The organism is Kistimonas asteriae (genome assembly GCF_018263925.1).
In the GTDB taxonomy this organism is placed as follows: Bacteria; Pseudomonadota; Gammaproteobacteria; order Pseudomonadales; family Endozoicomonadaceae; genus Kistimonas; species Kistimonas asteriae.
Map to the genome: position 1 here is coordinate 61,412 of NZ_JAEVHF010000021.1, position 25,238 is coordinate 86,649.

Annotated in this window: 21 protein-coding genes and 1 pseudogene; 15 read left to right on the forward strand and 7 right to left on the reverse strand. The window is 51.8% G+C overall.

What is annotated here, in order from left to right; all coding sequences use genetic code 11:
- The first annotated feature begins 97 nt into the window (after nucleotides 1-97).
- A complete protein-coding gene (locus KHS78_RS19265) occupies nucleotides 98-763 on the forward strand; it encodes an SDR family oxidoreductase (RefSeq protein ID WP_211830409.1) in 666 nt (221 codons plus the stop codon).
- Nucleotides 764-2,059: 1,296 nt separating this feature from the next.
- Complete coding sequence (locus KHS78_RS19270) at nucleotides 2,060-3,136, forward strand: potassium channel family protein (RefSeq protein ID WP_211830410.1); 1,077 nt, start codon at nucleotides 2,060-2,062, stop codon at nucleotides 3,134-3,136.
- On the opposite strand, the gene KHS78_RS19275 is transcribed toward KHS78_RS19270, so the two are convergent.
- Nucleotides 3,133-4,116, reverse strand: a complete 984-nt coding sequence (locus tag KHS78_RS19275; protein ID WP_211830411.1) for a serine/threonine-protein kinase — start codon at nucleotides 4,114-4,116, stop codon at nucleotides 3,133-3,135. The two genes, KHS78_RS19270 and KHS78_RS19275, sit on opposite strands and share 4 nt — an antisense overlap.
- A gap of 253 nt (nucleotides 4,117-4,369) precedes the next feature.
- Here KHS78_RS19275 and ansB point away from each other — a divergent pair, with 253 nt between their 5' ends.
- The 6 genes from ansB to KHS78_RS19305 all read left to right on the forward strand — a co-directional run bounded on the left by ansB (nucleotide 4,370) and on the right by KHS78_RS19305 (nucleotide 9,712).
- Nucleotides 4,370-5,422, forward strand: a complete 1,053-nt coding sequence (gene ansB / locus KHS78_RS19280) for an L-asparaginase 2 (RefSeq protein ID WP_281417113.1) — start codon at nucleotides 4,370-4,372, stop codon at nucleotides 5,420-5,422.
- 155 nt (nucleotides 5,423-5,577) lie between these two features.
- Nucleotides 5,578-6,261 (forward strand): GntR family transcriptional regulator, encoded by a 684-nt coding sequence (locus KHS78_RS19285; RefSeq protein WP_211830413.1) that lies wholly within the window; start codon nucleotides 5,578-5,580, stop codon nucleotides 6,259-6,261.
- A 280-nt stretch (nucleotides 6,262-6,541) separates the two neighbouring features.
- Nucleotides 6,542-7,312 carry a (S)-ureidoglycine aminohydrolase gene (gene allE, locus KHS78_RS19290; protein WP_211830415.1) on the forward strand — a complete coding sequence of 257 codons (771 nt, stop codon included), beginning with the start codon at nucleotides 6,542-6,544 and terminating at the stop codon, nucleotides 7,310-7,312.
- Between the two features lie 100 nt (nucleotides 7,313-7,412).
- Complete coding sequence (locus tag KHS78_RS19295) at nucleotides 7,413-8,444, forward strand: aspartate/ornithine carbamoyltransferase family protein (RefSeq protein WP_211830417.1); 1,032 nt, start codon at nucleotides 7,413-7,415, stop codon at nucleotides 8,442-8,444.
- 146 nt (nucleotides 8,445-8,590) lie between these two features.
- Entirely contained in the window at nucleotides 8,591-9,262 is a 672-nt protein-coding gene (locus KHS78_RS19300; RefSeq protein ID WP_211830418.1) for a glutathione S-transferase family protein, read from the forward strand.
- 201 nt (nucleotides 9,263-9,463) lie between these two features.
- A complete protein-coding gene (locus KHS78_RS19305; protein ID WP_211830419.1) occupies nucleotides 9,464-9,712 on the forward strand; it encodes a ribbon-helix-helix domain-containing protein in 249 nt (82 codons plus the stop codon).
- A gap of 38 nt (nucleotides 9,713-9,750) precedes the next feature.
- On the opposite strand, the gene KHS78_RS19310 is transcribed toward KHS78_RS19305, so the two are convergent.
- A complete protein-coding gene (locus tag KHS78_RS19310; RefSeq protein ID WP_211830420.1) occupies nucleotides 9,751-10,980 on the reverse strand; it encodes a hydantoinase/carbamoylase family amidase in 1,230 nt (409 codons plus the stop codon).
- A 513-nt stretch (nucleotides 10,981-11,493) separates the two neighbouring features.
- Here KHS78_RS19310 and KHS78_RS19315 point away from each other — a divergent pair.
- Complete coding sequence (locus KHS78_RS19315) at nucleotides 11,494-12,933, forward strand: YfcC family protein (RefSeq protein WP_211830421.1); 1,440 nt, start codon at nucleotides 11,494-11,496, stop codon at nucleotides 12,931-12,933.
- A gap of 45 nt (nucleotides 12,934-12,978) precedes the next feature.
- Here KHS78_RS19315 and KHS78_RS19320 read toward each other — a convergent pair whose 3' ends face one another.
- Nucleotides 12,979-13,719, reverse strand: a complete 741-nt coding sequence (locus KHS78_RS19320) for a hypothetical protein (RefSeq protein ID WP_211830422.1) — start codon at nucleotides 13,717-13,719, stop codon at nucleotides 12,979-12,981.
- A 231-nt stretch (nucleotides 13,720-13,950) separates the two neighbouring features.
- Between KHS78_RS19320 and KHS78_RS19325 the strand changes: the two genes are divergently transcribed.
- From KHS78_RS19325 to allB (KHS78_RS19335), 3 genes are all read left to right on the forward strand, one after another.
- Entirely contained in the window at nucleotides 13,951-15,375 is a 1,425-nt protein-coding gene (locus KHS78_RS19325; RefSeq protein ID WP_211830424.1) for a YfcC family protein, read from the forward strand.
- A 70-nt stretch (nucleotides 15,376-15,445) separates the two neighbouring features.
- Nucleotides 15,446-16,825 carry an allantoinase AllB gene (gene allB, locus KHS78_RS19330; RefSeq protein WP_211830426.1) on the forward strand — a complete coding sequence of 460 codons (1,380 nt, stop codon included), beginning with the start codon at nucleotides 15,446-15,448 and terminating at the stop codon, nucleotides 16,823-16,825.
- 83 nt (nucleotides 16,826-16,908) lie between these two features.
- Nucleotides 16,909-18,282 (forward strand): allantoinase AllB, encoded by a 1,374-nt coding sequence (gene allB, locus KHS78_RS19335; RefSeq protein WP_211830428.1) that lies wholly within the window; start codon nucleotides 16,909-16,911, stop codon nucleotides 18,280-18,282.
- A gap of 46 nt (nucleotides 18,283-18,328) precedes the next feature.
- On the opposite strand, the gene KHS78_RS19340 is transcribed toward allB (KHS78_RS19335), so the two are convergent.
- Together KHS78_RS19340 and yddG are read right to left on the reverse strand one after the other, a co-directional pair.
- The gene (locus tag KHS78_RS19340; protein WP_211830430.1) at nucleotides 18,329-18,766 is read right to left on the reverse strand and encodes a hypothetical protein; all 438 of its coding nucleotides are present in this window, start codon (nucleotides 18,764-18,766) and stop codon (nucleotides 18,329-18,331) included.
- 620 nt (nucleotides 18,767-19,386) lie between these two features.
- Complete coding sequence (gene yddG / locus KHS78_RS19345) at nucleotides 19,387-20,271, reverse strand: aromatic amino acid DMT transporter YddG (protein ID WP_211830432.1); 885 nt, start codon at nucleotides 20,269-20,271, stop codon at nucleotides 19,387-19,389.
- Nucleotides 20,272-20,876: 605 nt separating this feature from the next.
- On the opposite strand from yddG, the gene KHS78_RS19350 reads away from it, so the two are divergent.
- Entirely contained in the window at nucleotides 20,877-22,259 is a 1,383-nt protein-coding gene (locus tag KHS78_RS19350) for a cytosine permease (RefSeq protein WP_211830434.1), read from the forward strand.
- A gap of 52 nt (nucleotides 22,260-22,311) precedes the next feature.
- Here KHS78_RS19350 and KHS78_RS19355 read toward each other — a convergent pair whose 3' ends face one another.
- Nucleotides 22,312-23,700, reverse strand: a complete 1,389-nt coding sequence (locus KHS78_RS19355) for an autotransporter outer membrane beta-barrel domain-containing protein (protein WP_211830435.1) — start codon at nucleotides 23,698-23,700, stop codon at nucleotides 22,312-22,314.
- Nucleotides 23,701-23,753: 53 nt separating this feature from the next.
- On the opposite strand from KHS78_RS19355, the gene KHS78_RS22515 reads away from it, so the two are divergent.
- Both KHS78_RS22515 and KHS78_RS19360 read left to right on the forward strand, forming a co-directional pair.
- Nucleotides 23,754-23,879 (forward strand): hypothetical protein, encoded by a 126-nt coding sequence (locus KHS78_RS22515; RefSeq protein WP_281417111.1) that lies wholly within the window; start codon nucleotides 23,754-23,756, stop codon nucleotides 23,877-23,879.
- 42 nt (nucleotides 23,880-23,921) lie between these two features.
- Nucleotides 23,922-25,073, forward strand: coding sequence for a tetratricopeptide repeat protein (locus KHS78_RS19360; protein WP_211830436.1), 1,152 nt, complete (start codon nucleotides 23,922-23,924; stop codon nucleotides 25,071-25,073).
- 43 nt (nucleotides 25,074-25,116) lie between these two features.
- Here the strand turns inward: KHS78_RS19360 and KHS78_RS19365 are convergent.
- Nucleotides 25,117-25,238: pseudogene (locus KHS78_RS19365) on the reverse strand (IS1595 family transposase); the annotation flags it as partial.

The following is a 25,238-nucleotide window of genomic DNA, read 5'->3' on the forward strand; positions in this document are numbered from 1 at the left end:
AAGTTTTTGTGTGATTTATGTTTGTGCGGCCAGTCTATCGGACTCCCGCCATAAGGCACGCACATGATCAGGATACAGGCCTAAGAGGATTGGATTCATGAACAGAACGGTTGTCATCACCGGAGCAAACCGGGGAATCGGTCTTGAATTGACTCGCCATTACGTGGCACAGGGCGATCAGGTTATTTGTGTTTGCCGGCGTAGTTCTGCCGAACTGGAGTCGATTGCCCATCAGGTCATCAGTGGTATTGATGTGTCCGAGGCGGCCGATGTCTCACGTCTGGCCGATGAGATCGGTGATCAGACGATTGATATATTGATCAATAATGCCGGGATATTCACATCGGAATCACTTGAGAATATGGATTTTGGCGAGGTAAAGCGGCAGTTCAGCGTTAATACCCTGGCGCCGCTACGGATCACCTGGCAGCTGCTGGGTAACCTGACGTCAGGCAGCAAGGTGATCATGATCACTAGCCGGATGGGCTCCATGGGGGACAACAGTTCTGGGGGCTATTACGGTTACCGTGCCTCCAAGGCTGCGCTGAATGCTATCGGGGTATCCCTGGCCTATGACCTGGCGCCACAGGGGATTTCTGTTGCATTGCTGCATCCCGGTTTTGTTCAGACCCGCATGGTGAAATTTTCGGGCGATGTGACGCCGGAAGAGGCCGCTGCCGGGTTGGCTCAACGTATAGAGGAACTGACGTCTGAAACCAGCGGCTGTTTCCGCCACGCAAATGGTGATGCGTTGCCATGGTGACTATATATTCCGTTCAGCGAGAGTTCAGGTTGTACCTGATAGGATGAAACGGCAAATGCGACATGTCCCCCGACAGGCATTGTAAACCCCCTTCACGCCTCTGCCCGGAGGCGTTTTTTTTCATCTCATGGATTTGTGCGCTTTCAATATTGTTCGTGATAGGTTTGGCGTTGCTTCTTAAATAACAGATCTATATGCCTGTTTGTGCTTTAAGTCTATGGCATATTCGCTATTGTTTTTTTGTTGAGGGGGTATTATTTGATCTTTCTTCAACGCTGCTAATTATTTCGTCAAAACGGTCATTAACATACCGGTTCATTGATGAATTTATCAGTTTCAGCTGTGTCATTCCTTTATGCGTTATGGTCATTTCGTCAACGCTGGTCTCATTCCATAAGAGTAAGCATGCATTATAACCACCTAAAGAAAATCCAGTCACTGGAACACAGAACATAATTATTCCGATGTCCATTGTTGTTACTATCAAGCAGGCAAGCATTTGACAGGGGGATGTTATACAACATGTCTTCAAGGAATCCTCACAGCAGTGAGTGAAATATATACAGGCTACTTCTAATGACAGCACTAGAGCGCACACTATACCATGGATAGTGCCAAATACTGTGCCTGCCACAAAGACTGGTACAGTGGCCACAACCCTGCAAACGAAAAGACACAAGGCCTTGCAATCTCTGTTGTGATGTTCCGTCTGTGGTTGCTCGAGGTTCTGGGGAGTTGTTTTTTTAACAGGGAAACGGGTGGATTGGGCTGGGGGATTATTCTTTTGATGAGTCTGTTGCTTATCGGGTATTTTTCCTTCGGGGGATATCCACCGAATCTTACTGTGATCCATAATATTATAAACCTTTGAGTTAAGTGGTTAGGCTCAGTAATATACTGCATAGTGAATATTAATAAATATATTGTTTTATGCATGTTGACAGAAAAAGGCTTATGGAAGTTCGATAAATTGTATTGGTTTAGTATCAAGGTTGTTAATATTCTCATGAAAACAGTTGCTGGTTTTCTCTATGAGATGGTAGCTGGTTCAAGGCGTGCTCGTGATTATTATTCAAAAAATGATATGTAAATTATCACTCTTTAATTGTGTTATGAGTAACACTCACTATAACCATGTTGTTTTTGTTAACTGTGTATTGTCAGATGTACTCACACCATCAACATGTTTAACGATGCTGATTGTTGATTACTGGGTACAAGATATACGGCATTGTAATAGTTGATAGATTCTCGGATAGTTAGCCATTTCGCTGTTTGCCAAGGATCTTGCCATTTATGCATACCGTTGGTCGCATGATGCGTTTTCTCAACCTGCAGCTGCTCAGGCTGAGCTGGCTGGCGTTGATCGTCGTCTTGCTGGTGCACTTTTTCCTGTCCTGGGGGTTGCTGGCGCTGGCCGGTGAACATGCGCTGGTACAGCCGGATGTATTTTTTTACTTCTACCTGGTAACGGCCAGCACGGTTGGCTATGGAGATTTTTCCCCGGTGACCTTAACGGGACGTGTACTGGCGAGTATTCTGCTGGTGCCGGGGGGCGTGGTTCTGTTTGCTGGCTTTATCGGTAAGCTGACGTCGGTTGTTGTTAATTACTGGAGAAAAAACGTGAAGGGGAGAGCCGATTTCAGTGGGCAGCTGAAGGGACATATCGTGATTCTTGGCTGGCACCATGAGCGCACCCGGCGCATGCTGGAACTGATCTTCGGTGATCGTAAGCGCCAGAAGCGTGATGTGGTTCTGTGTGCAGCCGATGATATGGAAAACCCCATGCCGGGCCAGGTACATTTTGTCCGCTCCGAGAGTCTGACTTCCGAGGACTGCTTTACCCGTTCGGCGCTGCGTGATGCTGACCGTGTCATTATCTACGGCATGAATGATGACAATACACTAACTGTGTCGTTAGCTGTCACCGGTTATGGCACTCCGGCGCATGTGGTCAGCCACTTTGAGAGCCGTGAAATGGCGGATCTGCTGTCTGTGCATGCCCCCCAGGTGGAAACCCATGCCAATATCTCCATCGAGATGCTGGTGCGTTCTTCACAGGATCCCGGTTCTTCCCGTGTGCAGAACCAGTTGCTCAATACCCTCTCCGGACCGACCCAATACAGCATGACGGTGCCGCCGTCATTTGTTGCCTGTCGTTTCAGTACTTTGCTGCAGTGGTTTAAGCAGCAGCATGACGCGTTGCTCTTTGGGGTTGCCAATAGTGCGACAGGCGATGATCTGGTGTTGAACCCGGATGCAGACTACCCGGTAACACCGGGGCAGATTCTCTACTTCATGGCGGGGCAGCGGTTGCATGCCGGGGAAATTGACTGGAACCGTATTGTGGATGCGGGGGCGGAAATAGCCTAATCGGCCACAGGCCCTGGCGAAGTGGCAGTGAGGAAGGGGTGTGCTAACGCCGCTTCCGGCGTCGCCCGGGATTTCAGGGGGCGGGTCATGTTGCGAAACAGTTGGGCGGCCTCTGTACCGGCGCAGTGCTCTATGTGTCGGAATGCTGTTTTGACCTGTTTCAGCATCATCCGGTTTCTGTCATTCCTGCTCAGGGGGGTATGACTGTTGCTACGATTGAGCTGCTGACGGGGCACTAATTTTTTACCCAGCAGGAGCTCTACCATGACGCAGGCTGCTGACCATATATCCACATTGTGACTGCAACCTCCTGAGAGTGTTTCGGGCGGCATGTATTCAAACAGGACTTCCTCCTGCCGTATTCTCTGGACGGTAGCACGTCCAAAATCACAGATCTTGAGGCATTCGCCATCCCAAAGCAGGTTGTCTGGCGTAATGTCATAGTGCTGTATTGAGAGGCGCTGCATATAGGCGATACCGGAGATCAGTTGTCGCATCAGGCGGGCGACTTCCGGCGCGCTGAATGGTTTCTCGGTTTGAAGGATTGATCGCAGTGAAGGGCCTCCCAGATCCATGACCAGATAATGGCCATCATCTGTTGGGTAGACATAATGAAGGGAAATAACGTTTGGATGCCCGGGGTTACGCAACGCTTGCATGATGTTCTGTTCTTGTAACACTTCCGGGCACTTTTCGTGCGATGGCTCAGATGGAGCAATCACAGACTTGGCTGCAAGGTGGCGTCCAGTGAGGATGTCCTGAACTTCCCACACTGTACCGAACTGGCCTCGATCAATGGTTCTTATGAACTGGAAGCGATCCGTTGGTAGAGGCAGATCAGAGCCAGCGGAGGGTATGACGCTCTTTTTTACTGCGTTGTTATTGCCAATTGGGGCGGGCCTGAACAAGCTGCGTGGTATCGATAAAAGCGTATCGATGAAGGTGCGCGGTGATAGCATTTTCCGTGTGGTTTTCAGCATGAACAATCATGGTCTTGATGTCAGTCTTCTTATAATTCTAGATAGTGAAATTCAGGGGTTTTATAGCTATTTCAACAATCGTTCCGGCTTTTAATCGTAAACACCGCAGAGAGCGCCTGATCTGCTATCACTAAGTTAGCCAGAGGGTTTTCGGGTCGGTTCGGGTAGTCAACACGTATAGGAATAGCTGTTTTCCTGACCTATGATCGGGGCATATCGGGGGGAACCCGGTCTGATTACCCTGTCATCCAGGATGACTCAGGCCCAGAGGTTTCAGGATTCATTCGTTATTCAGGTTCCAGGAATGCAAAAAACAGAGAGATCCCGGATCGCCATCCTGACCACCGGCGGCACCATTGCCGGCGAAGGTCAGTCCCAGACCGGTGGTGCTTATACGTCGGCCAAGCTCGGTGTTCAGCAGCTGCTGGAGGCAGTGCCGGAGCTGCACGACGTGGCGGATATCACCGGCGAGGAAGTGGTTAGTATTGGCTCCCAGGATATGTCCGACGAGGTCTGGCTGACCCTGGCCAAACGGATTAACGCCGTGCTGGCTCAGGATGACATCGACGGCATCGTCATCACCCATGGCACCGACACCATGGAAGAGACCGCCTGGTTCCTTCACCTGACCGTACACTCGAACAAGCCGGTAGTGCTGACAGGCGCCATGCGTCCGGCGACTGCCCGCAGTGCGGATGGTCCCCTGAACCTGTATAACGCGGCCGTGACGGCGGCTTCACCGGAAGCGGTTGACCGGGGTGTGATGGTGGTCATGAATGACACCGTCTTTGGCGCACGCGATGTCACCAAGATGCACACCTCCGGTGTGGATACCTTCCAGGCGCCAAACTTCGGTCCCCTGGGCTATGTGCATGATGGCATTGTGACCTTCCAGCGTCGTCCTGAAATGCATCACACCGTGACGTCAGAGTTCGATGTATCCGGCCTCGACAAGCTGCCACAGGTGGGCATTGTTTTCGGATACTCCAACTGCTCCCCGCTGCCGGTCAACGCGTATGTTGGCGCCGGATACCAGGGTATCGTTCACGCCGGGCTGGGTAACGGCAACATTCACTGTGATGTGCTGGATGCCCTGGTCAACGCCAGCCGTGACGGCGTTCGAGTCGTGCGTTCTTCCCGTGCAAACAGTGGTTCCACCACGATGGCGGGTGAAGTCGATGATGAGCAGTACGGTTTTATTGCGTCATTGCACCTCAATCCCCAGAAAGCCCGGGTGCTGTTGCAACTGGCGCTGACCAAGACCACGGATCGGGATGCTATTCAGAACTATTTCCTGACCTACTGACGCCCTGATCACATCAAAACATTATCGCCGGGGAGCCATCGGTTAACCTGGCGGTAATGCAGGAATCACTCCACTTTTTGCTAACAATTTTCTACAATGCGTGGTAGCTGATCGGGTGCTGATCAGCATTTGGTTCACTGATCTTCGAGAAAGTCATGCCTACGTTCAAAGCGCGCGAAGTCAGCCGCATCGTCAATACCATTTACAAAGCGATCATCGAGCAACGCCTGCCGGCAGGCACCCGACTGGTGGAAACCCGGCTGGCTGAAACCCTGAATGCCAACCGTAACCATGTGCGTGATGCGCTGGTGGAGTTGTCATACCGTAATGTGGTGGTTATCCAGACCAACAAAGGGGCCTGCGTGGCTCAGCCAGGCAAGCAGGAAGCCCGCGAGGTATTTGACGCACGTCGTATTATTGAAATAGGCCTGGTGCGTCAGGCCATTGATCGTATCGACAGCAAGGGGCTCAAGCGGCTGGAAAAAATCAGCGCGAAAGAAGATGAAGCCATCCGCAAGGGTTCACGGCCGGACATGGTGCGTCTTTCCGGTGAATTTCACCTGGAAATTGCCCGTATTGCCGACAACGGCACCTTGCTTAAGCTGCTGGATGAGCTGGTGGCAAGAAGCTCACTCATCATTGGCCTGTATGAAGCCATTGCCGATGCCTCTTGCTCCGCAGACGATCACCATATGTTGATTCGCCTGATCAGTGAACGTCAGCATGATGCCGCCGCCGAGTTTATGGGGAGCCACCTGGACGAGATCCGTAACCGTCTCCATCTGGAAGAAAAACCATCCCAGAACCTGGATCTGGCCGAGATGCTGGCCGCCTGTTAACGCAGGTATACCTGTCCGCTGCCTGCTTTTACCGTTCGTTATCTTCCTCGTCTACCTACCCGTCCATTTGAAGCCTGACAGCCATTAAGGCTGGCAGGCTGCTTTGCGTTGCTTACCGTAAATTTACGCAGACCACGGTCATTGTTTTGATCTGCCTCAAGGTTTAGCCGCCATTCCGGCGTATAGTCGCTAACAAAAGCACGCAGAATTGTTAGCAATCTGGAGGGGCGCTACAGACTTCTGTGTGTATCAACGAAAATCAAAGTAGTGGAGAAGTGTCATGGGATACCCAGATGGTCTGTTAAAAAACCGCTCAGTGATCAAACACGGTGTGTATGCGGTCGTTGCCCCGGAAGGACGTGTCATCAATTCCATTCCCGGTTTTGACGGCTGTGCGCTGACCATTGTGGCTTCCCCAAAAATGGGCGCCAGCTTTGTGCAGTATGTCGGTACTGTGCAGCCCGATGGCGGTACCACTAAGCCCTTTGCCAGTGAAGAAATGATCGAAAGCTTTGTTTACTTCATGGATGGTGAGGGGTCCCTGAAAGTCAGCGTAGGCGACGAAGAACAGACCCTGACCCAGGGCGGCTATGCCTTCGCACCGGCTGACAAGGCGCTGTCATTCCAGAATATTGGTGATAAGCCGCTTCGCGTACTGCTCTATAAGCAGCGCTACATCCCCCTTGAAGGACAAAGTGCCCGCACCGTTTTTGGCAATGCCAACGATATCGAAGAAGTCTTTTACGATGACATGGAAAACGTGTTCATCCGCGATCTGCTGCCCATTGAAATGGGCTTCGACATGAACATGCACATTCTCAGCTTTGAACCTTCCGGCAGCCATCCGTTTGTTGAAACCCATGTCCAGGAGCACGGTGCCTACCTGCTTGAAGGTGAAGGTCTTTATCTGCTCGGCGAAGACTGGGTGCAGGTTCAGGCGGAAGACTTCATGTGGTTCGGACCCTTCACCCAGCAGGCGGTGTATGCCACAGGCCGTGGACGACTGACGTATATCTACTCCAAGGACTGTAACCGCGACGTAGACATCTGATTTCCCGCCCGGCGCCGGGGAGGAGCCGGCCGCCGGGCTGAAGCAAGTCCTGTAATACCAATAACGCCAAATTTATTCTGACCATTCAGGAGTTTTCATCATGGCCATTACTGCAGACTTCAAAGCCCGGGATATCCGTGACCACCTCGACGCCACCGGCATGAAAGGCCGCAATATCACGTTCCTTGATGATTTCAGCCGTGAGCAGATCACGCATCTGTTCAAGGCGGCGGAAATGCTGGAACCGTTCATGCGCACCGGTTTGAACCTGTTGGAAGGGAAAGCGCTGTACACCCTGTTCTTCCAGCCCTCCACACGTACCCGTTGCAGCCATGAAGATGCGATGATTCGTCTCGGCGGCAAGGTCATCACCGAAGCGGATCCGATGCACAACTCGTCCGCTGCCAAGAATGAAAGTTTATACGACAGTCTACGCGTAACATCCAAATACGCCGATGTCATCGTGATGCGTCATCCGGACGACGGTGAAGTGTTACCAACGCTGGAGCGTCTGGGCAGTGACTCTTCCCCGATTATTTCCGGTGGCTATGGCCATGTGACCCACCCGACTCAGGGTCTACTGGATAGCTATACCTGCTACCGCGCGTTTGATGGTAATTTTGATGACATGACCGTTGTGATTTCTTCACCGGACCTGTCCCGTGCCCGCTCTGGTCAGTCCTTTGCCCTGGCGCTGGCGAATATGGGTGCGAAGATTGTCTATACCGGCACCAGCGAACTGCGCACACCAGAAGTCATTCGTCGTAAATTGAACGCCATGGGCGCACGCTGGGAAGAGCACGTCGACCTGGATCGCAAGCAGCACGAAGAACTGTTCGCCGACGTAAAGGCTGACCTGGTTTACCTGCCCGGCTGCTCCGTGAAGAAAGACGACCCCAACCGTGAAGACTTCATGCGCAAGCTGAACAATCACTACATCTCGCTGGAGATGCTGGAAAACGTCAAGCGCAAGACCGGCAAGACCGTGGGTATCCACCATTCCCTGCCACGGAACCCGGGCGAGTTCGATGATGTGATCGATCAGACTGCCCACGAAGTTTACTTCAAGGCTATCGAGTTCTCTGTAGCGGTACGGATGGCGCTGTTGGCCTCTGTGGTGGGTGTGAATTAATCCAACCTGACCTGAAACGGGGAGGTCAAGAGCCTCCCCGTTGTCATTTTTTGCCATTGAAATGCCCATCTAACCCATCAATATCGTTGTTAGTATCCGTCGAGCTTTGATGAGGCATGCCGTGATTATTAGGGGGGAGTGAAACAATGCTGACCGTGTGGGGACGCCGTAATTCCGGCAATGTACAGAAGGTGATGTGGGCCATAGGGGAACTCAATCTGGCGTATCAACGTCGGGATGTTGGTGGTTCCTTCGGCCAGCTGGATACACCGGAATTCCGAACGATGAACCCCAACAGCAAGGTCCCGGTCATTCAGGATGATGGGCATTGTCTGTATGAGTCCAACACGGTGGTGCGTTATCTCTCCAGCGCATACGGCTATGGTGATTTGTTTCCCGATGATTTGAAGATTCGTTCCCAGGCCGATCTCTGGATGGACTGGCAGTTGAGTACCATTGATCGTCAGCTGGGTCCCCTGTTCATGGCAACGGTTAAAACCGAACCCTATGCCCGTGACCCTGACCAGATCAGTCATTTAGCCCGCCAGCTGGGTGAAAGCTTCCAGATTCTTAATCAGCATTTGGCGGATCATCCCTATGTGACGGGTGATCAGTTCACCATGGGGGATATTCCCCTGGGTGTGGCTGCATTCAGGTATTTCTACCTGGATATCCTGCGCCCTGATCTGCCCCATGTCGGCCGCTGGTATGACAACTTGTGCAATCGCCCGGCCTATCGTGAACACGTGATGATTCCCATCGGCCATACCCCGGAAGAGTGGCTGGCGCTGGAACAGGAAGGGGCGATATCGATTTGATGCTGTGTAAAAGCTGACGTTTGTCAGTGTCCCGTTAGTGTGAATTGCCCGTGCCGCCTGCACGGGTTTTTTTGTTGTGGAGTAAGTCCCATGGAGGGTTAGACCAACGTCGCAGTTAGTCATACTGACAATGGGGTTATGCATTCCCCTTTCATACCGTGATATCAATGGGGCTTGAACTCATTCACGGAGAATAACGACATGGCAGTAATCACGATCAACGCGAACCAGAAATTCATCGACCAGGTCAGCACATTGGCTAAAGAGGAAGGCGTCAGCAAAAGCGAACTGCTGCGCATGGCCCTGGAATGTTACAAGCTGCAGCAGCAGAAACGTCGGCTGCAGGTTCGTTTCAGTCACGAGGCATCCGCCATCGCCAAAATGAAAAAGAATGCGGCCAAAGTCGAAGCCATTGGCAATACCGGAGACGAAGCCCACACCAGCCATTAATCGCCTCTCTTATTTAAGGCGAATGGCTGGCCTGTGGATTATTGCCCTGTCGCAATGATGCGCGCGGCCGCTGTGGCCAGTACCTGGCAGCCGGCCACCAGGTCTTCCTGTTGGGTGTCCTCGGCAAAATTGTGACTGATGCCGCCGATACTGGGCACAAACAGCATGGCGCTGGGCATAATCTGGCCGAACATGTTGGCATCATGCAGGGCGGCGCTGGGCAGTTTCATCCAGCGTTGACCAAGGTGTTGTTCTGCCGCCTGAGTTAACTGTTCCTGCATCGCCTCGTTCATCAATACCGGCTCTGTTTCCGGCTGCCGCTCAATACGGATATCTACGCCGAGTTCTGGGGCCATTTGTGTTGCCAGATCCCGTACCGCCGTTTCCATCGATCCCAGTAAGTCCCTGCAGGTATCCCGGTATTGCAGCCGCATAAAGGCTTTGCCGGGAATCACGCTGGCAGAGCCGGGGTAGAACTGCACCCGGCCAACGGTCCAGACAGTGAATTCTGCCGCCATAGCGGCCAGTAGCGTATCCATCTGATGGGCAAAACGGAACAGGGCTTTGCCGGCATCCCGCCGCCTGTCCATTGGCGTGCTGCCGGCATGGTTTGCTTCACCCTGAAAGGTGATGTCCAGCGTTCGGCAACCAACGATACCTGTCACGATACCGACCTGTTTCCCGGCCAGTTCCAGCCGTGGACCCTGTTCAATGTGCGCTTCCAGATAACCGATGTAACGCGTCGGATCATAGTGCTCCGGCTGGCCATTCAGGCCGGCATCGGCCAGTGCCCGGGATAAGGGATGCCCATCATTGCGTGTGGCGGTTGAGAACACGGATTGATCCAGCTGGCCGAGGAAACCCTGGCTGCCCAGAAAACCATGATAAGTGTGTTCTTCGTCCGACCAGGATGCGATATCCAGCGCCAGGTGCCGGGTTTCCGGACATTCATCAAGCGCCCGGGCCACTTCCAGGGCGGCGATCACCCCATAGGCGCCGTCCAGCCAACCGCCTTCCGGTTGGGTATCGGTGTGCGAGCCCATCAGCAAGGCACGACCCGGTTTTCGGGCGTAGCCGATGACATTGCCAACGCCATCGATCTTCGACGTCAGGCCGGCCTCGCCCATTCGCGCCTGTAGCCATCGACGGGAAGCCATGTCAGCTTCAGAGAAGGATTGCCTGACCACGCCATTTCCCTGACCGCCGAACTGACGCAGGGTCTGAAGGTCGGCTAAAAAACGCTCGGGATTAATTGTTGGTACTGCCATGGTGATGGTCTTCCTGTCTCTAGTCTGAAGCGTCTTCAGTTTGTTGTTGGGGGCAATCGCGGCATAAAAAGTGGTTTACCGGTATGCCTTTATCCATTGCTAACAATGAGCTTGATCGTCTTAACACACTGTTTTTAGCGGGTTTGTTGCAATGTGCATGCTTTTGGTTTTGTTCCATCAATAGATTCTGGCAAGAAACAAGGCGGAAGTTTTTTGATCTGTCTCATGGTTTGCTGAGGATTTGCTCATCAGAATGCTAACAAAATAGTCATAACTTGTTAGCAGATTTGGGGCGTGTCGCAGAGTATGAAGGGCTGTAGACCTTCCTGTTCCACTGACGGGCTGAATCGAGCAATGCTGGATGTGTGAAAACGATGCGCTGACGTCATGGGTACGTAATGGGATACGCCTGACATGGGTTCCGCTGGATGCCGGAAGCGGAATGGAAATCCGAAACAACTGCCAGGAACGGTAGCGGTATCTGAACAAAACTAGCCGTTGACGGAGACAGCCATGCCGATCATTTCATCCACTGTTCCTGCTCAGAAAACGACAACGCCACAGAAAAAGCGTTTCGAGTTCCCGGATATTTACGTCATTTTGTTCAGCTTTATTGTCCTGGTCGCGTTTCTGACCTGGATTGTTCCGGCTGGTTCCTATGAACGACAAATGTTGCCGAATGGCCGGGAATCGGTTGTACCCGGTTCTTACCAGGTTATGGAGCAGACACCGGTCGGCATCATGGATGTGGTCACCGCCATTCCTGTGGGGTTACGAGAAGCGTCCAGCGTCGTGTTTCTGACCCTGCTGGTGGGGGGCGCCGTGGGGGTTATCCGTAAAACCGGTGTGATCAACATGGGCATCAATGCCATGATGCGGTTACTGGGCCGACGAACAGAATTGCTGATCCCGGTTCTGATGGGGATTTTCTCTCTGATCGCCGCTTTCATCGGGACACCCGAGCTGGGTATTGCCTATCTGCCCATTGTCTTGCCACTGATGCTGAAACTGGGGTATGACACCATCACGGCAACCGGGCTGGTTTTATGTGCCACAACACTGGGGTTTGCGTTCGGAATTACTCCGCCGGCGACCGTGGGCATTGGACATATGCTGGCGGATTTACCGATGTTCTCCGGCGCCTGGTACCGTACCATTTTTTATTTCCTGATTCAGTTTATGTGTGCCTGGTACATCATGCGCTATGCCGCACGGGTTAAGGCAAATCCGGCGTTTGGCAGCAATTTCGACGTAGATCAGGAACTGCGGCAAACATTGACGGCAGATAGCAGTGAAGAGACGTTTACCTCTCGTCAGCGTTTTGCAGGAATTGCGACCCTGGTCATGTTTGTGGGGGTAATCGCTTCCATTTTGAAGTTTGCATTAGGCTTTGATGAAATCTCCGGCCTGTTTGTGGTGATGGCAGTGATTACCTCATTGCTGGTGGGGTTCTCGCCCAACAAGATCTGTGCGAATTTCAATGAGTCGTTCCGGGAAATTCTGGTCGGCGCCATGATCTGCGGTATTGCCCGTGGCGTTTCAGTGATTCTGGAATCCGGGAATATCATGGATACCATTGTCTTTCACCTGGCGGAATGGGTGGGGCATCTGCCACAGGCGTTTACGGCTGTCGGCATGTTGTTTGTTCAGACAATGTTTAACTTTCTGGTTCCATCCGGCAGTGGCCAGTCGCTGATTACCCTCCCCATTCTGATTCCACTGGCTGACCTGGTCGGCTTGACCCGGCAGGTGGTGGTGCTTTCAACCCACTGGGGGGATGGCATCACGAATATTCTGTTCCCGACGTCTGGCTATTTCGTTGCCATCCTGGTGATTGGGCGGGTCAGCCTGGCGAAATGGATCAAGTTCTATTTCCCCTTGTTTCTCGGGATTCTGGCAACAGCCACGATTGGTCTGGTGATTGCCCAGATGATTGAGTTGGGTCCTTTCTGAAGGTAAGGAAGCTTGCGGGTTTCCTGGGAGCGGGAACCCGTCAGGCTATACGGTGGTGCGAAGATCTAATAGGCCTTCTGGTGCATTCAGTTTGGTTCTTCCTGTTTTTTTGAGAGGAGGATCCTCTACGCTTACCGCTTTGTTTGCCATTTCATGTGGACTGTTTCTGAAAGGGATCAAGGGATTTAGAAAGATATTTTGTAATTTTGCGATATCTTGCCCTAATTCCATACAGTCTTCATCGGTTGAACAATCAGTCAGTCTTGCATTGTTTCTGCTAATTCGAGAATCAATCTTGGAAAGTAATGAATTGATCCACTCATGTCTGGCTTGGTTAGGGTTTCTCAGCGCTTCTACTCTGTCGTACAGATTAATACCTAACATAACACCTTGATAAAAACTATATCCTAGTCCCGTTACAGCGCCAGCAACGATACATCCTGTTAACCAGAGCGGAGGCCATAGTAGGACGCATTCTGCGGCAGCACCGCCGGCGGAGCAACAGATCAGCCCACACACCAAGGCTGCAGGGAGCATAGTATAAAATATCAGTAGCCCGGTACTTGCGATAATACCGACGAGAATGCTAGCTGTTCCAGCTAGCAAGCCAACGGTTACCAGTGCTGTTAGTTCTGCTAACTGTATACAGCGCTCCCTGATTGGAACATCTGCAGCTTTTTTTGGCTCGGTCTGTACTTTGGCACTAGTTTGGAAGGGTTGTTTTGAAGACTTATCACTATTGACTGACGATCCGGGTGGTGAATGTACGCACTTTGCTGCTTCCACAATACTGACCTCCACTAAGTCCCACTTGTACAAATAGACGCTGCCAAAACAGAAAGGTTCCTTAGTAATCTGTCAGCGATGCATGTCGGTCTCCTTCTATTTACCGATGCCGCTTGAAAACGGTCTGATAATGCGTGGGTTTCTTTGACCTGTCTCAAGAACCGTGAATCTATCAGGCGTATATTTGCTAACAATTAAAAAGTTTATTGTTAGCAATGTGAGGGGCGTCCCATGTCTGAGTTAAAACCCAGGAAATCCTTCAAGATGCCGGACATCTACATTGTCCTGGCAGTTTTCATCCTTGTGATGGCCGCACTGACCTACATCATCCCTGCGGGTATGTATGAGCGGGAAACCGTGGAAACCGCCCATGGCGTCAAGGAGTTCGTGGTGGCGGACTCCTACCATCGGGTTGAGCAGAGTCCGGTCAGCTTCATGGATCTGGTGACCGCCGTACCGGATGGTCTCAAGCGGGCCGCCTCCATTGTGTTCCTGACCTTTATGGTGGGCGGCGGCATGGGCCTGATCAAGCGCGCTGGCCTGATCGACCTTGGCGTCCACAAGCTGGCCGACGGCGTTGGCGACAAGGCGATCATGATCATCCCGATTCTCATGTTGCTGTTCAGTACTTTGGGGGCATTTATCGGGGTGCCGGAACTCTCGCTGGCGTACCTCCCGATATTGTTACCACTGTTTTACCGGCTCGGTTATGACGGCATGACCGCCATGGCAGTCTCCTTGTTGGGACCCTGCATGGGTTTCACGTATGGTCTGACCATTCCCGGGTCGGTCGGCGTCGGGCAACAGATTGCCCAGCTGGAGATGTTCTCCGGTTCCGGATTCCGGGCTCTTGTGTTGCTGATCGTGGTAGTGGTGGCGGTGATCTACACCATGCGTTACGCCATGAAAGTGAAAGCGAATCCACACCTGAGCCTGAGCCGGGATTCTGATAGCGTCATGCGCCAGAAGCTGGCCGAGATGGAACCGGAAGGTGAAATTAACGCGACACGTCGTCAGGTTCTGGCCGGTTATGCCTGTTTCATCATGTTCCCGGTCGCCATTGCTGCGATCCTGATTAATAACCTGGGGTTTGAGGCGATAGGCGGTCTGTTCCTGTTCATCGGTCTGGCAGCGGCGGCGATTGCTGGCAAAGGCCCCCAGCAGATATGTGACGACCTGAACGCCAGTATGCGCGACATGATGGTTGCCGCCTTGCTGTGCGGTGTGGCCAGCGCCATCGCGGTGGTGATGGATCGTGGCGTAATCACCGACACCCTGGTGTATTACCTGGAATATGTCCTGCGCAATACACCGCCATCGTTGTCTGCAGTGGGCGTGTTCTGGACCCAGTCCCTGTTCAACTTCCTGGTGCCCGGTGCAACGGCGCTGACTGTCCTCACTATGCCGGTGTTGTCACCGCTGGCGTCGTTGCTGGATATTCCCCAACAGGTAATTGTTTCCGCCAACGCCTGGGGCGGCCAGCTGACCGATATCTTCTTCCCAACCTCCGGCTTCTTTGTCGCCACCCTGGTGCTGGCCAAGGTGGAATACGCGAAATGGATTCGCTTCTACTTCCCGCTGATGATGGTGCTTGGGGTGATCTCCAGTATTGCACTGGTGGTGCAGCAGAGCCTGGGTATAGGGCTTGGCCTCTGACGTCTGGTAGATAACCGGCGTCGTTCAGATGCCGGTTGTAAGCACGGTTGCTGTATAGGGGGATCTTGTTATGTCACTGCACACAGAATTAATGGATGTTGCTATTACCGGCGGCACCCTGGTGCTGGAATCCGGTTGTATAGAAGGCAATATTGCGATTAAAGAGGGACGTATTGCCGCTATCACGGCGCCAGATGTGGTTCTGCCGGCGAGTGAAACCATTGATGCCAGAAACCTGATGGTGTTTCCCGGTGTTGTTGATCCCCATGTGCATTTCAAGGAGCCAGGACCCGGGCATATCCGAGAAGATTTTCACAGTGGCACCTGTCAGGCGGCCGCCGGTGGTGTCACGACAACAGTGGAAATGCCCCTGAGTATTCCGTTAGTAACGACACGTGACGCCTTTTTGCTGAAACACGAGGTGGCCGGCAGCAAGGTCGTGACCGATTACGCACTCTGGGGACTGCTGCCAGCCGATGATCTGGATCGGATTGAAGAACTGGTGGATATCGGCTGCGTGGCGTTCAAGACGTTCTTATCCACAGATCCCGATGCGCCGAAACTGACCGACTACAAGTTGCTCGAAGCCATGAAAGTGATGAAACGTTTCAATCGCTTCATCGGTTTCCATGCAGAAAACCCGGCCATCATTGATGCCACGGCGGAAGCCATGGAAAAGGCGGGTATCAATGGTGGACTGGCACACCTGCAGTCCCGCCCGGACATTGCTGAGATGGAAGCGATATCGCGGATTGCTCTGTTTGCAGAAGAAACCGGCTGTGATGTGCATATCTGCCATCTCTCCAGTGGCCGTGCCCGGGACCTGATTCGTCATGCCCGCTCTCGTGGCGTCAGCATGACCGTGGAAACCCTGCCCAGTTACCTGGTGTTGGACGACAGTGACCTGGACCGCTGGGGTGTCTTTGCCAAATGTAATCCGCCCATTCGCAGCAGGGAAAATCAGGCGATGCTTTGGGACATGCTGATCAAGGGCGAGATCAACATGCTCGGCTCGGATCATTGTCCTTATACCGACGATGACCGTCTGAAGCATAACGGTAATATCTGGGCCGTTCCACCGGGGCTGCCGGGCATCGAGTTGATGCTGCCACTGATGCTGGATGCGGGTTTGCACCAGCGGGGGCTTCGCCCGGAAGTTCTGGCGCGTTTAATGAGCAGTGCACCGGCTCGCCGGTTTGGTCTGGGTCACCGTAAGGGGGCGCTACAGGTTGGATTAGATGCTGATATTGCGCTGGCTGACCCTGACCATGTCTGGACCTATGACGGGACACGTTCCGTGGGCAAGCAAAAGAGTGCTCTCACCCCCTGGGAAGGGCGTGAGATTCGGGGACTTGTGGTTCGAACACTGGTTCGGGGGCGTACCGTATTTTGTGACGGTGAAGTGACAGCTGAACCCGGTTCCGGCCAGTTGATCAAGCCCGTGTTCTGACAGGGCTTACAGAACAACCGTATAAAAGGGCAGGGCGGTCTTGGTCTGCGCTGTCCGTAAAAGACAGTGATAAGGAATCCGTTATGAGTCAGCAGGTAGACACAGTCATCAAACATGGTCGACTGGTATTGGAAACCGGTGTCGTTGATGGGGCGATAGCGCTGAAGGATGGCAAAATTGTTGCCATTACAACCAATGAATCAGCGCCAGACGCCTGTCGTGAAATTGATGCGAGTGGATTGGTGGTTATGCCGGGGATGGTGGATCCTCATGCCCACATCTGGGAGCCAACCCATTATCCGGAGCGGGAAGATTATCTCACCGGTACCCAGGCGGCTGCGGCGGGCGGGATCACCACGTTAATTGAAATGCCGCTTTCCGTACCACCGGTCACGAATCGGGAAGCTTTTGAATACAAACGCGAGATTGTTGAACCGAAGACAGTCGTTGATGTGGCGTTCTGGGGTGCACTGACCGAGAAATCCACAGGTCACTACGATGAATTGAACGACTGTGGATGTGTGGCTTATAAAGTCTTTATTCCTTATGCGAGTCCGGATTATCCACATACGCCGGATTACGCCCTACTGAAATCTATGGAAGAGATTAGTCGTTTTGGTGGTCTGGTCGGCGTGCATGCCGAGAATGCGGATATTCTGTTTAACCGTCAGAAAGAATTTGAAGAAAAGGGGATGTTCAATGGCGCGGCCCATGAACAGGCCCGGCCTGAAATTGCCGAAGTAGAGGCAGTTAGTCGTGTGATTCTGTTTGCAGAACACACCGGGTGTCGTTTGCACATTTGTCACTTATCCACAATCAAAGCGAGAGAGCTAATCAAACAGGCACGGGCAAGGGGCGTGGATGTAACCGTGGAAACCTGTCCACATTATCTCGTGCTGGATACGGTGGATCTTGAAAAACACGGTGGCTTTGCCAAGTGCAATCCGCCACTCCGGAGTCCGGAAAACCGTGAATTACTGTGGGAGATGCTCAAGGCCGGTGAGTTCGACATGATCGGTACCGACCACACGCCCTATACCGATGAAGACCGCCTGAAGCATGGTGACAATATCTGGAAAATGCCGCCGGGGATTGGCGGAATGGATCTGATGCTGCCGCTGATGCTGGATGAGGGTTATCACAAGCGTGGTGTCAGCCTGGAGCAACTGGCGAAGCTGATGGCGACACAGCCAGCCCGGCGGTTTGATCTGCCACACAAAGGCGCACTGAATCTGGGCAATGATGCGGATATTGTGCTGGTCGATCTGGATGCAGAGTGGACTTACACATGGGACAACTCCTATGCCAAGGCCAAATGTACCCACAGCCCGTATGAAGGGAAAACATTAAAAGGGAAAATTGTAGAAACGTTGGTGCGGGGTAACACGGTTTATCGCCATGGTGAAATATTAGCAAAACCGGGCAGCGGGCATTTAAACACTCGTAGAATCATATAGCGAGAAAGTCATCCGGGTCTCCCATGTCGGGAGACCCGGATGTTCATTATTCCTGTTCATGCAGTACAGGTTCTTCTTCACCCATAGCAGCATGGATCATTGTTCCGCTGTGTACTGAAGTATCAGAGCTTTCACTACTTGATTGAAGTCTTAGACGGGTAAATATTTGCTCTTCACTTTTCTCTCCGGTCATTAAGTCAATTAAGAATTTAGGGTAAAAAGTCTGATAGTTTTTATAATAACGATTTGCTTTATCTACCATTTCTCTATGATAAAAAGGGTGGATGGTTGGGAAATGCTCTCTAATAAGTGCCTCCGTAAAATGCGGTTTAGTAAAATAATCAATGATTTTGGTTATTCCTGTTTTGCTTTCCCTCTTACTTCTTATGGCACAACGAATACTTTGAAACAAATCTTGATGTATTGCGTCTATTTCACTGAATAAGTGGGTGAATTCTTGCTTTAATTGATTATCTTGGTTCATACAGAGTTCTTTGTATTTACCGTAAATGATCAGGACTATCTGGATGAGGCAATAGAGCCTTCCTGTTTCTTCTGCAAGACTTCTTGGGGTATCTTTCAGTTCGTTAAATGAGGGATTAACCTTGTCTATTAAGTGATATTTTAATCCCGATAATTTAAATTTTTTCTTACACCAAATGAGACAACCGTTATTATTGGCATCTAATTATTGGGAAAGTTGAGCATACAGGTCATGATAATGAGCATAAGTGGATTCTGCGGGTGGCAGTTGTTGCCTGAGAGGTGTGTCTTGGGGATATTGGCTGTATTGATGCCTTTCCAAAAGCCACCATTCTAAATGTATGACAGGAGGAGGGAGACGCAGGTGTTAAGCTTTGAGCTTGAGATATTGGGCTAGAAGGAGCTGTATGATAAGAGCTGCTGGTGTGTTCGGGGCTGTAAGTGGGAGTCTCCATTTTAATAATCCTGTTTATTCACTGAAAGAAGGATTTTATCGAGCTTAAGGGATTAGTTTCATAATTAACTGCTTAGTATTGCTAACAACTCATCGCTTAATATTTAACCTGAGTTTTTGTATTGATAATGGAGCTCATAGACATTGCATTTCAGTGAGTGTTTTCATTATTTATTCCTGGTTAACCACCAACACATCAACGACGCAGCAGTGACCATAATGACACCCTGCCAAAACGTTACGCTGAGTGTCACGTTAAGCAGTATGGCGGCAATCAGTGTGGAAAGCAGGGGGGTGAAATAGGACAGCACTGCCAGTAAAACCATGTTGCCGCCGATGATGCCGATATTCCACAGGGCATAACCCATCCCCATGGCGGTAGCTGCCAGCAGCAGGTCAACCACGGCACCCGTCGTAAAGACCAAGGTTGGCGCATCACTGATGAAGTAGGTTATCCACAACGCCGAGGCTGTCGCCATAAAAAACCACGTAATGGCATTATGGCCACCGGAAAGACGTTTGGTGACGTTGCAGTAAACTGCCCAGATAAAGGCGCCAATAAAGGCCATGGAATAGCTCAAAGGGTTGGTCGCTACATTGGCGGCAAGTCGGGTAAGGGATAGCCCTTCATCACCGCTGACCGTCCAGGCGACACCCAGGAATGCGAGAAGCAGCGCAGGATACAGCAAGAAACTCACTGGTTGCCGGTTGATGGTCACTGTGAGTAATACCGTCAGGCATGGCCACAGGTAATTGATCAACCCTATCTCAATGGCCTGCAGGCGATCATTAGCGAGCCCCAGTGCCAGCACCAGGAAGATCTCATAACTGACAAATAACGAACCACCCAGTAAGAGATATCGGATGCGGAATAACTTTGGGTGAGGCAAACCAATAAATACAGCCAGCAGGATGGAGCTAACGGTATAGATCATGGCCGCCCCGCCAACCGGCCCCAGCTGCTCGGTGACATTGCGCACAAAGGCGACGATGGTGCTCCAGAACAGAATGGCCAGACAGCCTGCCAGCGTGTATTTATGTGTTCCTGCCAAGGTTAGCCCTTTTTACATCGGGTGGTTAGTCAATCTACCGTGTAGGCAGACCGGTATGACTGTCAATAATGGCGTGATTGATGACAATATGATCAATCGCTGGCGCAAAGTGTAGTGGTCATTCCATAGGTGTTTCAAATGGGAAGAACTATCTATTTTTGTTAACAACCTTCTGCTCAGAGTAGCCTGTTGACGTGTAGTCCTGTTATGCGTTGAGACGATCTTATCGTTAAAGCGATGCCCGAACGCATCAGCATGATTCAAGATAGTATTTGCAGTGTAAATTGTTAGCAATCATGACGCTGTATTGATCTATCACAAGGTTTCCACCCCCGACATCGTGAATAGTGACGCCACTGCCATTATCGCTGAAGAGGACGTGGTAATGATCCTGTGTCGCCAGAGCTCACTGTATGACTGGTCATCACGCTAGTCTTTACCTCGCACGTCATGCAGTCGTTGCTGTCTGGTGGTATCCGGATAGGTCTGGTTAATACCAGCCTGCTGAACAGTTATTGTTCGGCCGTATCCGCGGGTATCAGAACCAGCAGCTGACGGCCGAACCTCGCAAGATTACAGAATCTGGCAATCCGAGGGGGAAAGCCATGTCATGTAACACCTTGTGCAATGATGCGTTACGACCGACAACAGATGTCCAGCGAAACCTGTCCTTCTGGGATTACACCCTGCTCTGGGCGGGCATGACTATCAATATCGGGGGATTTGCTGTCGGAGGTCAGCTCTATCCCGGTCTTAGCCCGGTGTCGATCATTCTGGCTGTTATTGTCGCTTATACCATTGTTTCGGCCCTGCTGGTGCTTAATGGCGATATGGGGCTGAAATACGGTGTGCCTTTTGTGATTTACCTGCGTGCCTGTTTTGGTATCAAGGGAGCCATTATTCCCAGTGTCATTCGTGCCATTCCCTGTTTTTTCTGGTTTGGTTTCCAGACCTGGATAGGGGCGCTTGCGGTACAGAAGCTGATGGCGATCTGGTTCGGTACGGATTTTACAGTCAACCTGTATTTGCTGATTGGCTTGTTTGCGATGCTGCAGGTCTGGAATGCTGTTGGTGGGCTCAAGTCGATGGCGCGGTTCGCCTGGCTGGCTATTCCGCTGATGGTGATTTTCTTTGCCAGTACCATCATGTGGCTGTTGAAAACCCATGATTCATCGATGGCCGACATTCTGTCAGCACCCGCCCACAATACGTACAGTTTTCCCTTTGCGGTGGCCGGTATTGCCGGGGTATGGATCACCATGGCATTGAACAGTTCTGACCTGGGCCGAATGATCCGTCGCCCGGCCGGGTTTGAAAAGAAACACTTCTGGCATCGGCAAAAGCTGACGATTGGCGGTCAGTTCCTTGGCTTGATCGTCATAGGTTCTCTCGTGATCATGGTTGGCATGGTCTCCGGTATATTGACCGGGGAGTGGAACCCTGTCGATGTCATCATCAAGACATTCCACGACACCAGCCCTGCCATTATGGCAGCCGCCTTACTGACTATTGTGTTTGCCCAGTGGTCTACCAATACGACAGCGAATCTTATGCCAGCAACGTATATTGTCATGGCGTTGCATCCAACATTAACCTTCCGGCGTGCGACCATTGTTTCGGCAGTGATCGGTTTGCTGATCTGTCCCTGGCTGTTTGCTGAACAGTTGATCCCCTTTCAGGTGGGCTGTTCCGTCCTGCTCGGTCCGATTATCGGTATCATGCTGGCGGATTATTACCTGGTCAGGCGACGTCAGATCGATATTGAGGCGCTGTACGATGAAGACAATCAGGCTGCGTGGCAGTTCCCGGCGCTGTTGACCCTGTTGGTCAGTGCAGGTGCAGGCCTGTTGACGGTGTTGCTGATACCTGAGCATGGTATCGGTTATTCATTTTATACCGCTTTTATTCTGAGCGTTGTCATGTACCCACTCATCATGCGGTACGAGCGCCAGGACAAAGGTCGCGTAAAACTACTCAATGCGCACTGACAGATAAAAAAAGGCGGCTATTAAAGCCGCCAATAAGGGTGATGAAACTGTTTTAGAAGCTGTAACGGATCTTCAGGTTGGCGCTGTCGTTTTTGTAACCTTTCATCTGGTTACGGATAACACCGAGATCCAGCCTGAAGTTTTGATCCAGAATCAGACTGAGCCCGAAGCTGAAACGCGCCCGTCCGCGGTTACGTTCAGGAGCCGTAATGAGAACCTGGTCAATACCCGTGGTGTAGATGGCCCTTTGTGAGGACGCATCCCGGCGGAAGTTGTGGTATCCCATGATACTGACAAACGGCACCAGCCGTGCCCTGCCATGGCCCAGGTTACCCGCCAGGTTGAAGCCAAGACCACCTTCCATTGAGCTTTGTGAATCCGGCTGGTACTGCGTGGTTGGATCAGTACAGGTGCCGGTACAGTCGCTGTCCCACTTTTCGGTATAACTGTCGAACGAGATCCGGTTGTAGTTCAGCTCAGCCAGTGGCGTCAGCGTCCAGTTGGGCGCCAGGCTGTAGACATTACCGACTAACAGGCGGGCATGGGCTGTGCTCGCATAGTACTTGCTTTCCAGGTGTCCTGTGCCGCCGCCAACGGTTGCCATCCGACGGGTTTCGTTACGGGCACGCCCAAAGGAAACACCGGCTTCCAGGAAAGCGGAATCAAACTTCCAGGAGCTGTACAGGGAACCCGTGAATGAGCGGATATCGTTACGCTCCTGGTTGGGCTTATCATCAATCCGGCTCTTGCTCATGGTCATCGCTGCACCGAACAGGGCGCCCGACATCAGGCCGTCGGTTTCCAGACCGGCCGTGAACGACTCACCGCTGGCATCAAAGCCTGACATGGTGTCAGTATCCCGACGCTCGGCGGAGAAGGCTTTGAAATTGGTCCAGAACCCGTTCCTGACCCGGTGACGGGTGTCGCCGAAAGCCAGCCCTTCATAGGACTGATATTTTGGGGACTCGTGGAAGTCATTGGCAGCCAGCAGTGTCGCAAAGTCCAGTCCGGCGACAGGTTCTGTGCCGGCAGCGGTTGGTTCAGTGGCATCAATGACCGTATCCACTTCAGACTTGGCTTCGGCGATTAGCTGTTCAGTATCGACTGCTGCCTGCTGTATGGCGATTGCCGGAGGTTCCGCGCTGACCGGTGTGGCTTCCGGCGTCTTGTCAGGCGCCTGTTTCACCATCTCACTGACAATCAGCGTGGCCTGGCGCAGCGCATTGAACTGCGCAATCGGTTGGTGGGTATCGACCGAGTCGGCACTGGGGGAAGATTGAACCACTTCCTGGGAAGCGGCAGATATATGACCGGGGTTATCAGCAATGATCTGTTTGACGATATCCCGACTCAGGCTGACACCCATGGGTGCAGCAGATACAACCGGGGCAAGCAGAACTGCCAGAATGGTTAACCGCGGCAGAACTCTCTGCGACAGCATGGCACTACTCCTTTAATGCACAGCGTTATCCTACAAATGAAACTTTCGTCCGAATGGAAAATATCTTTAATGCGGGAAAAGGAGATGATGATTTCAGTGCATTGCTTCATTTTACAGAACGGATCCTGACGGAAAGCGTCATTAAACCGGCAAACAGAGCGATTGAAGGATGCCCGTGACAGGCCGAATAATCAGATACATTGAGCCAGCACGGAACCACCATGCAGGACCTTCGTCAGAAAGCCATGGCCTGTTACCGACAGGGGCAGTTCGCCGATGCTGCGGGTTATTTCCAGCAGGTCATCCAGGCGTCGCCTGAGGATTCTCCGCCTATCAATGACCTGAAATACCTGTCCATGGCGCTTTATGCGTGTAACGACTATGTCACTGCTCTGGATATTACCCGCGTACTGCATCGCTACTTGCCGGATGACAGTGAAGTAGTTGTCAATCTTGGCACTCTGCAGTTCATGACAGGCGATGTGGAGGGGAGCCTGGACACATTGCAGCAGCTGACTCAGCGTGAACCTGGCAATGTGGTTGCGTTGGATAGTATGACCCATCTTGCCTATTCAACGAGGCATTATGACGCTGCCAAACATTATGGCCGGTTGTCGCTGGAGGCCAAGGATGCAGCAGTCTGCTCTCCGGATAAGCTGGCTGCTCTGGAAAACAGAGCAGGTATGAAGCCTGGTGCAGTAACGGAAGCATCCTCCGGAGATGGGCTACAAGTTATCAGTTATAGCCTCTGGGGAGATAATCCCGTTTATCTTCGCGGGGCGGTACGCAATGCCTATGCGGCATTGGTTATTTATCCGGGTTGGCAATGCCGTTTTTATTGCGGAGAAAGTGTGCCAACTGCCACGTTGCAGGCATTACAGGAGGCAGATGCCGAGCTGATAATGATGCCGGAAGACCAGGGCTTTTTTTATGGTCTTTTCTGGCGTTTCCTGGTGGCTGATGATCCGACAGTGTCGCGTTATATTATCCGTGATGTGGATTCGCCGCTGACGTTACAGGAGCGTTCGGCAGTTGACCAGTGGATAAGGTCCGGTAGGTCATTTCATTTAATAAGGGATTGGTACTCACACAGTGAATTGATACTGGCTGGTTTGTGGGGAGGCATAGGGGGGGCTTTACCTGAACTCCAGCCTCTGTTTAATGAGTACTACCAAGGCAATACTAAAGAAAGGACTATCGACCAGTTATTTCTTCGTGAAACTGTCTGGCCATATATTCGTACAAACCATGTTGTGCATGATGACTATTTTCGGTTTGGAAATACTGTTGAATTCCATGAAGAGAATATAAACGTTCCAGGCGTTCATATAGGGCAGAACTGGGATGCTTTTCTACAGACTACACACCGATAATGTTGCAACTGCTTTCAGTAATAACATTCAAGAGTCTTCCTGATTACCACTGTGGCTCAGCCAGCTTGAGAAGCCTTGCTGGCATGGGGCAGGTTCGCGCAGCCATGTAACCCAGCCTTGATACCATCGCCTTCAAATCAAAGCGCCGGTTAAATCGATAACAGT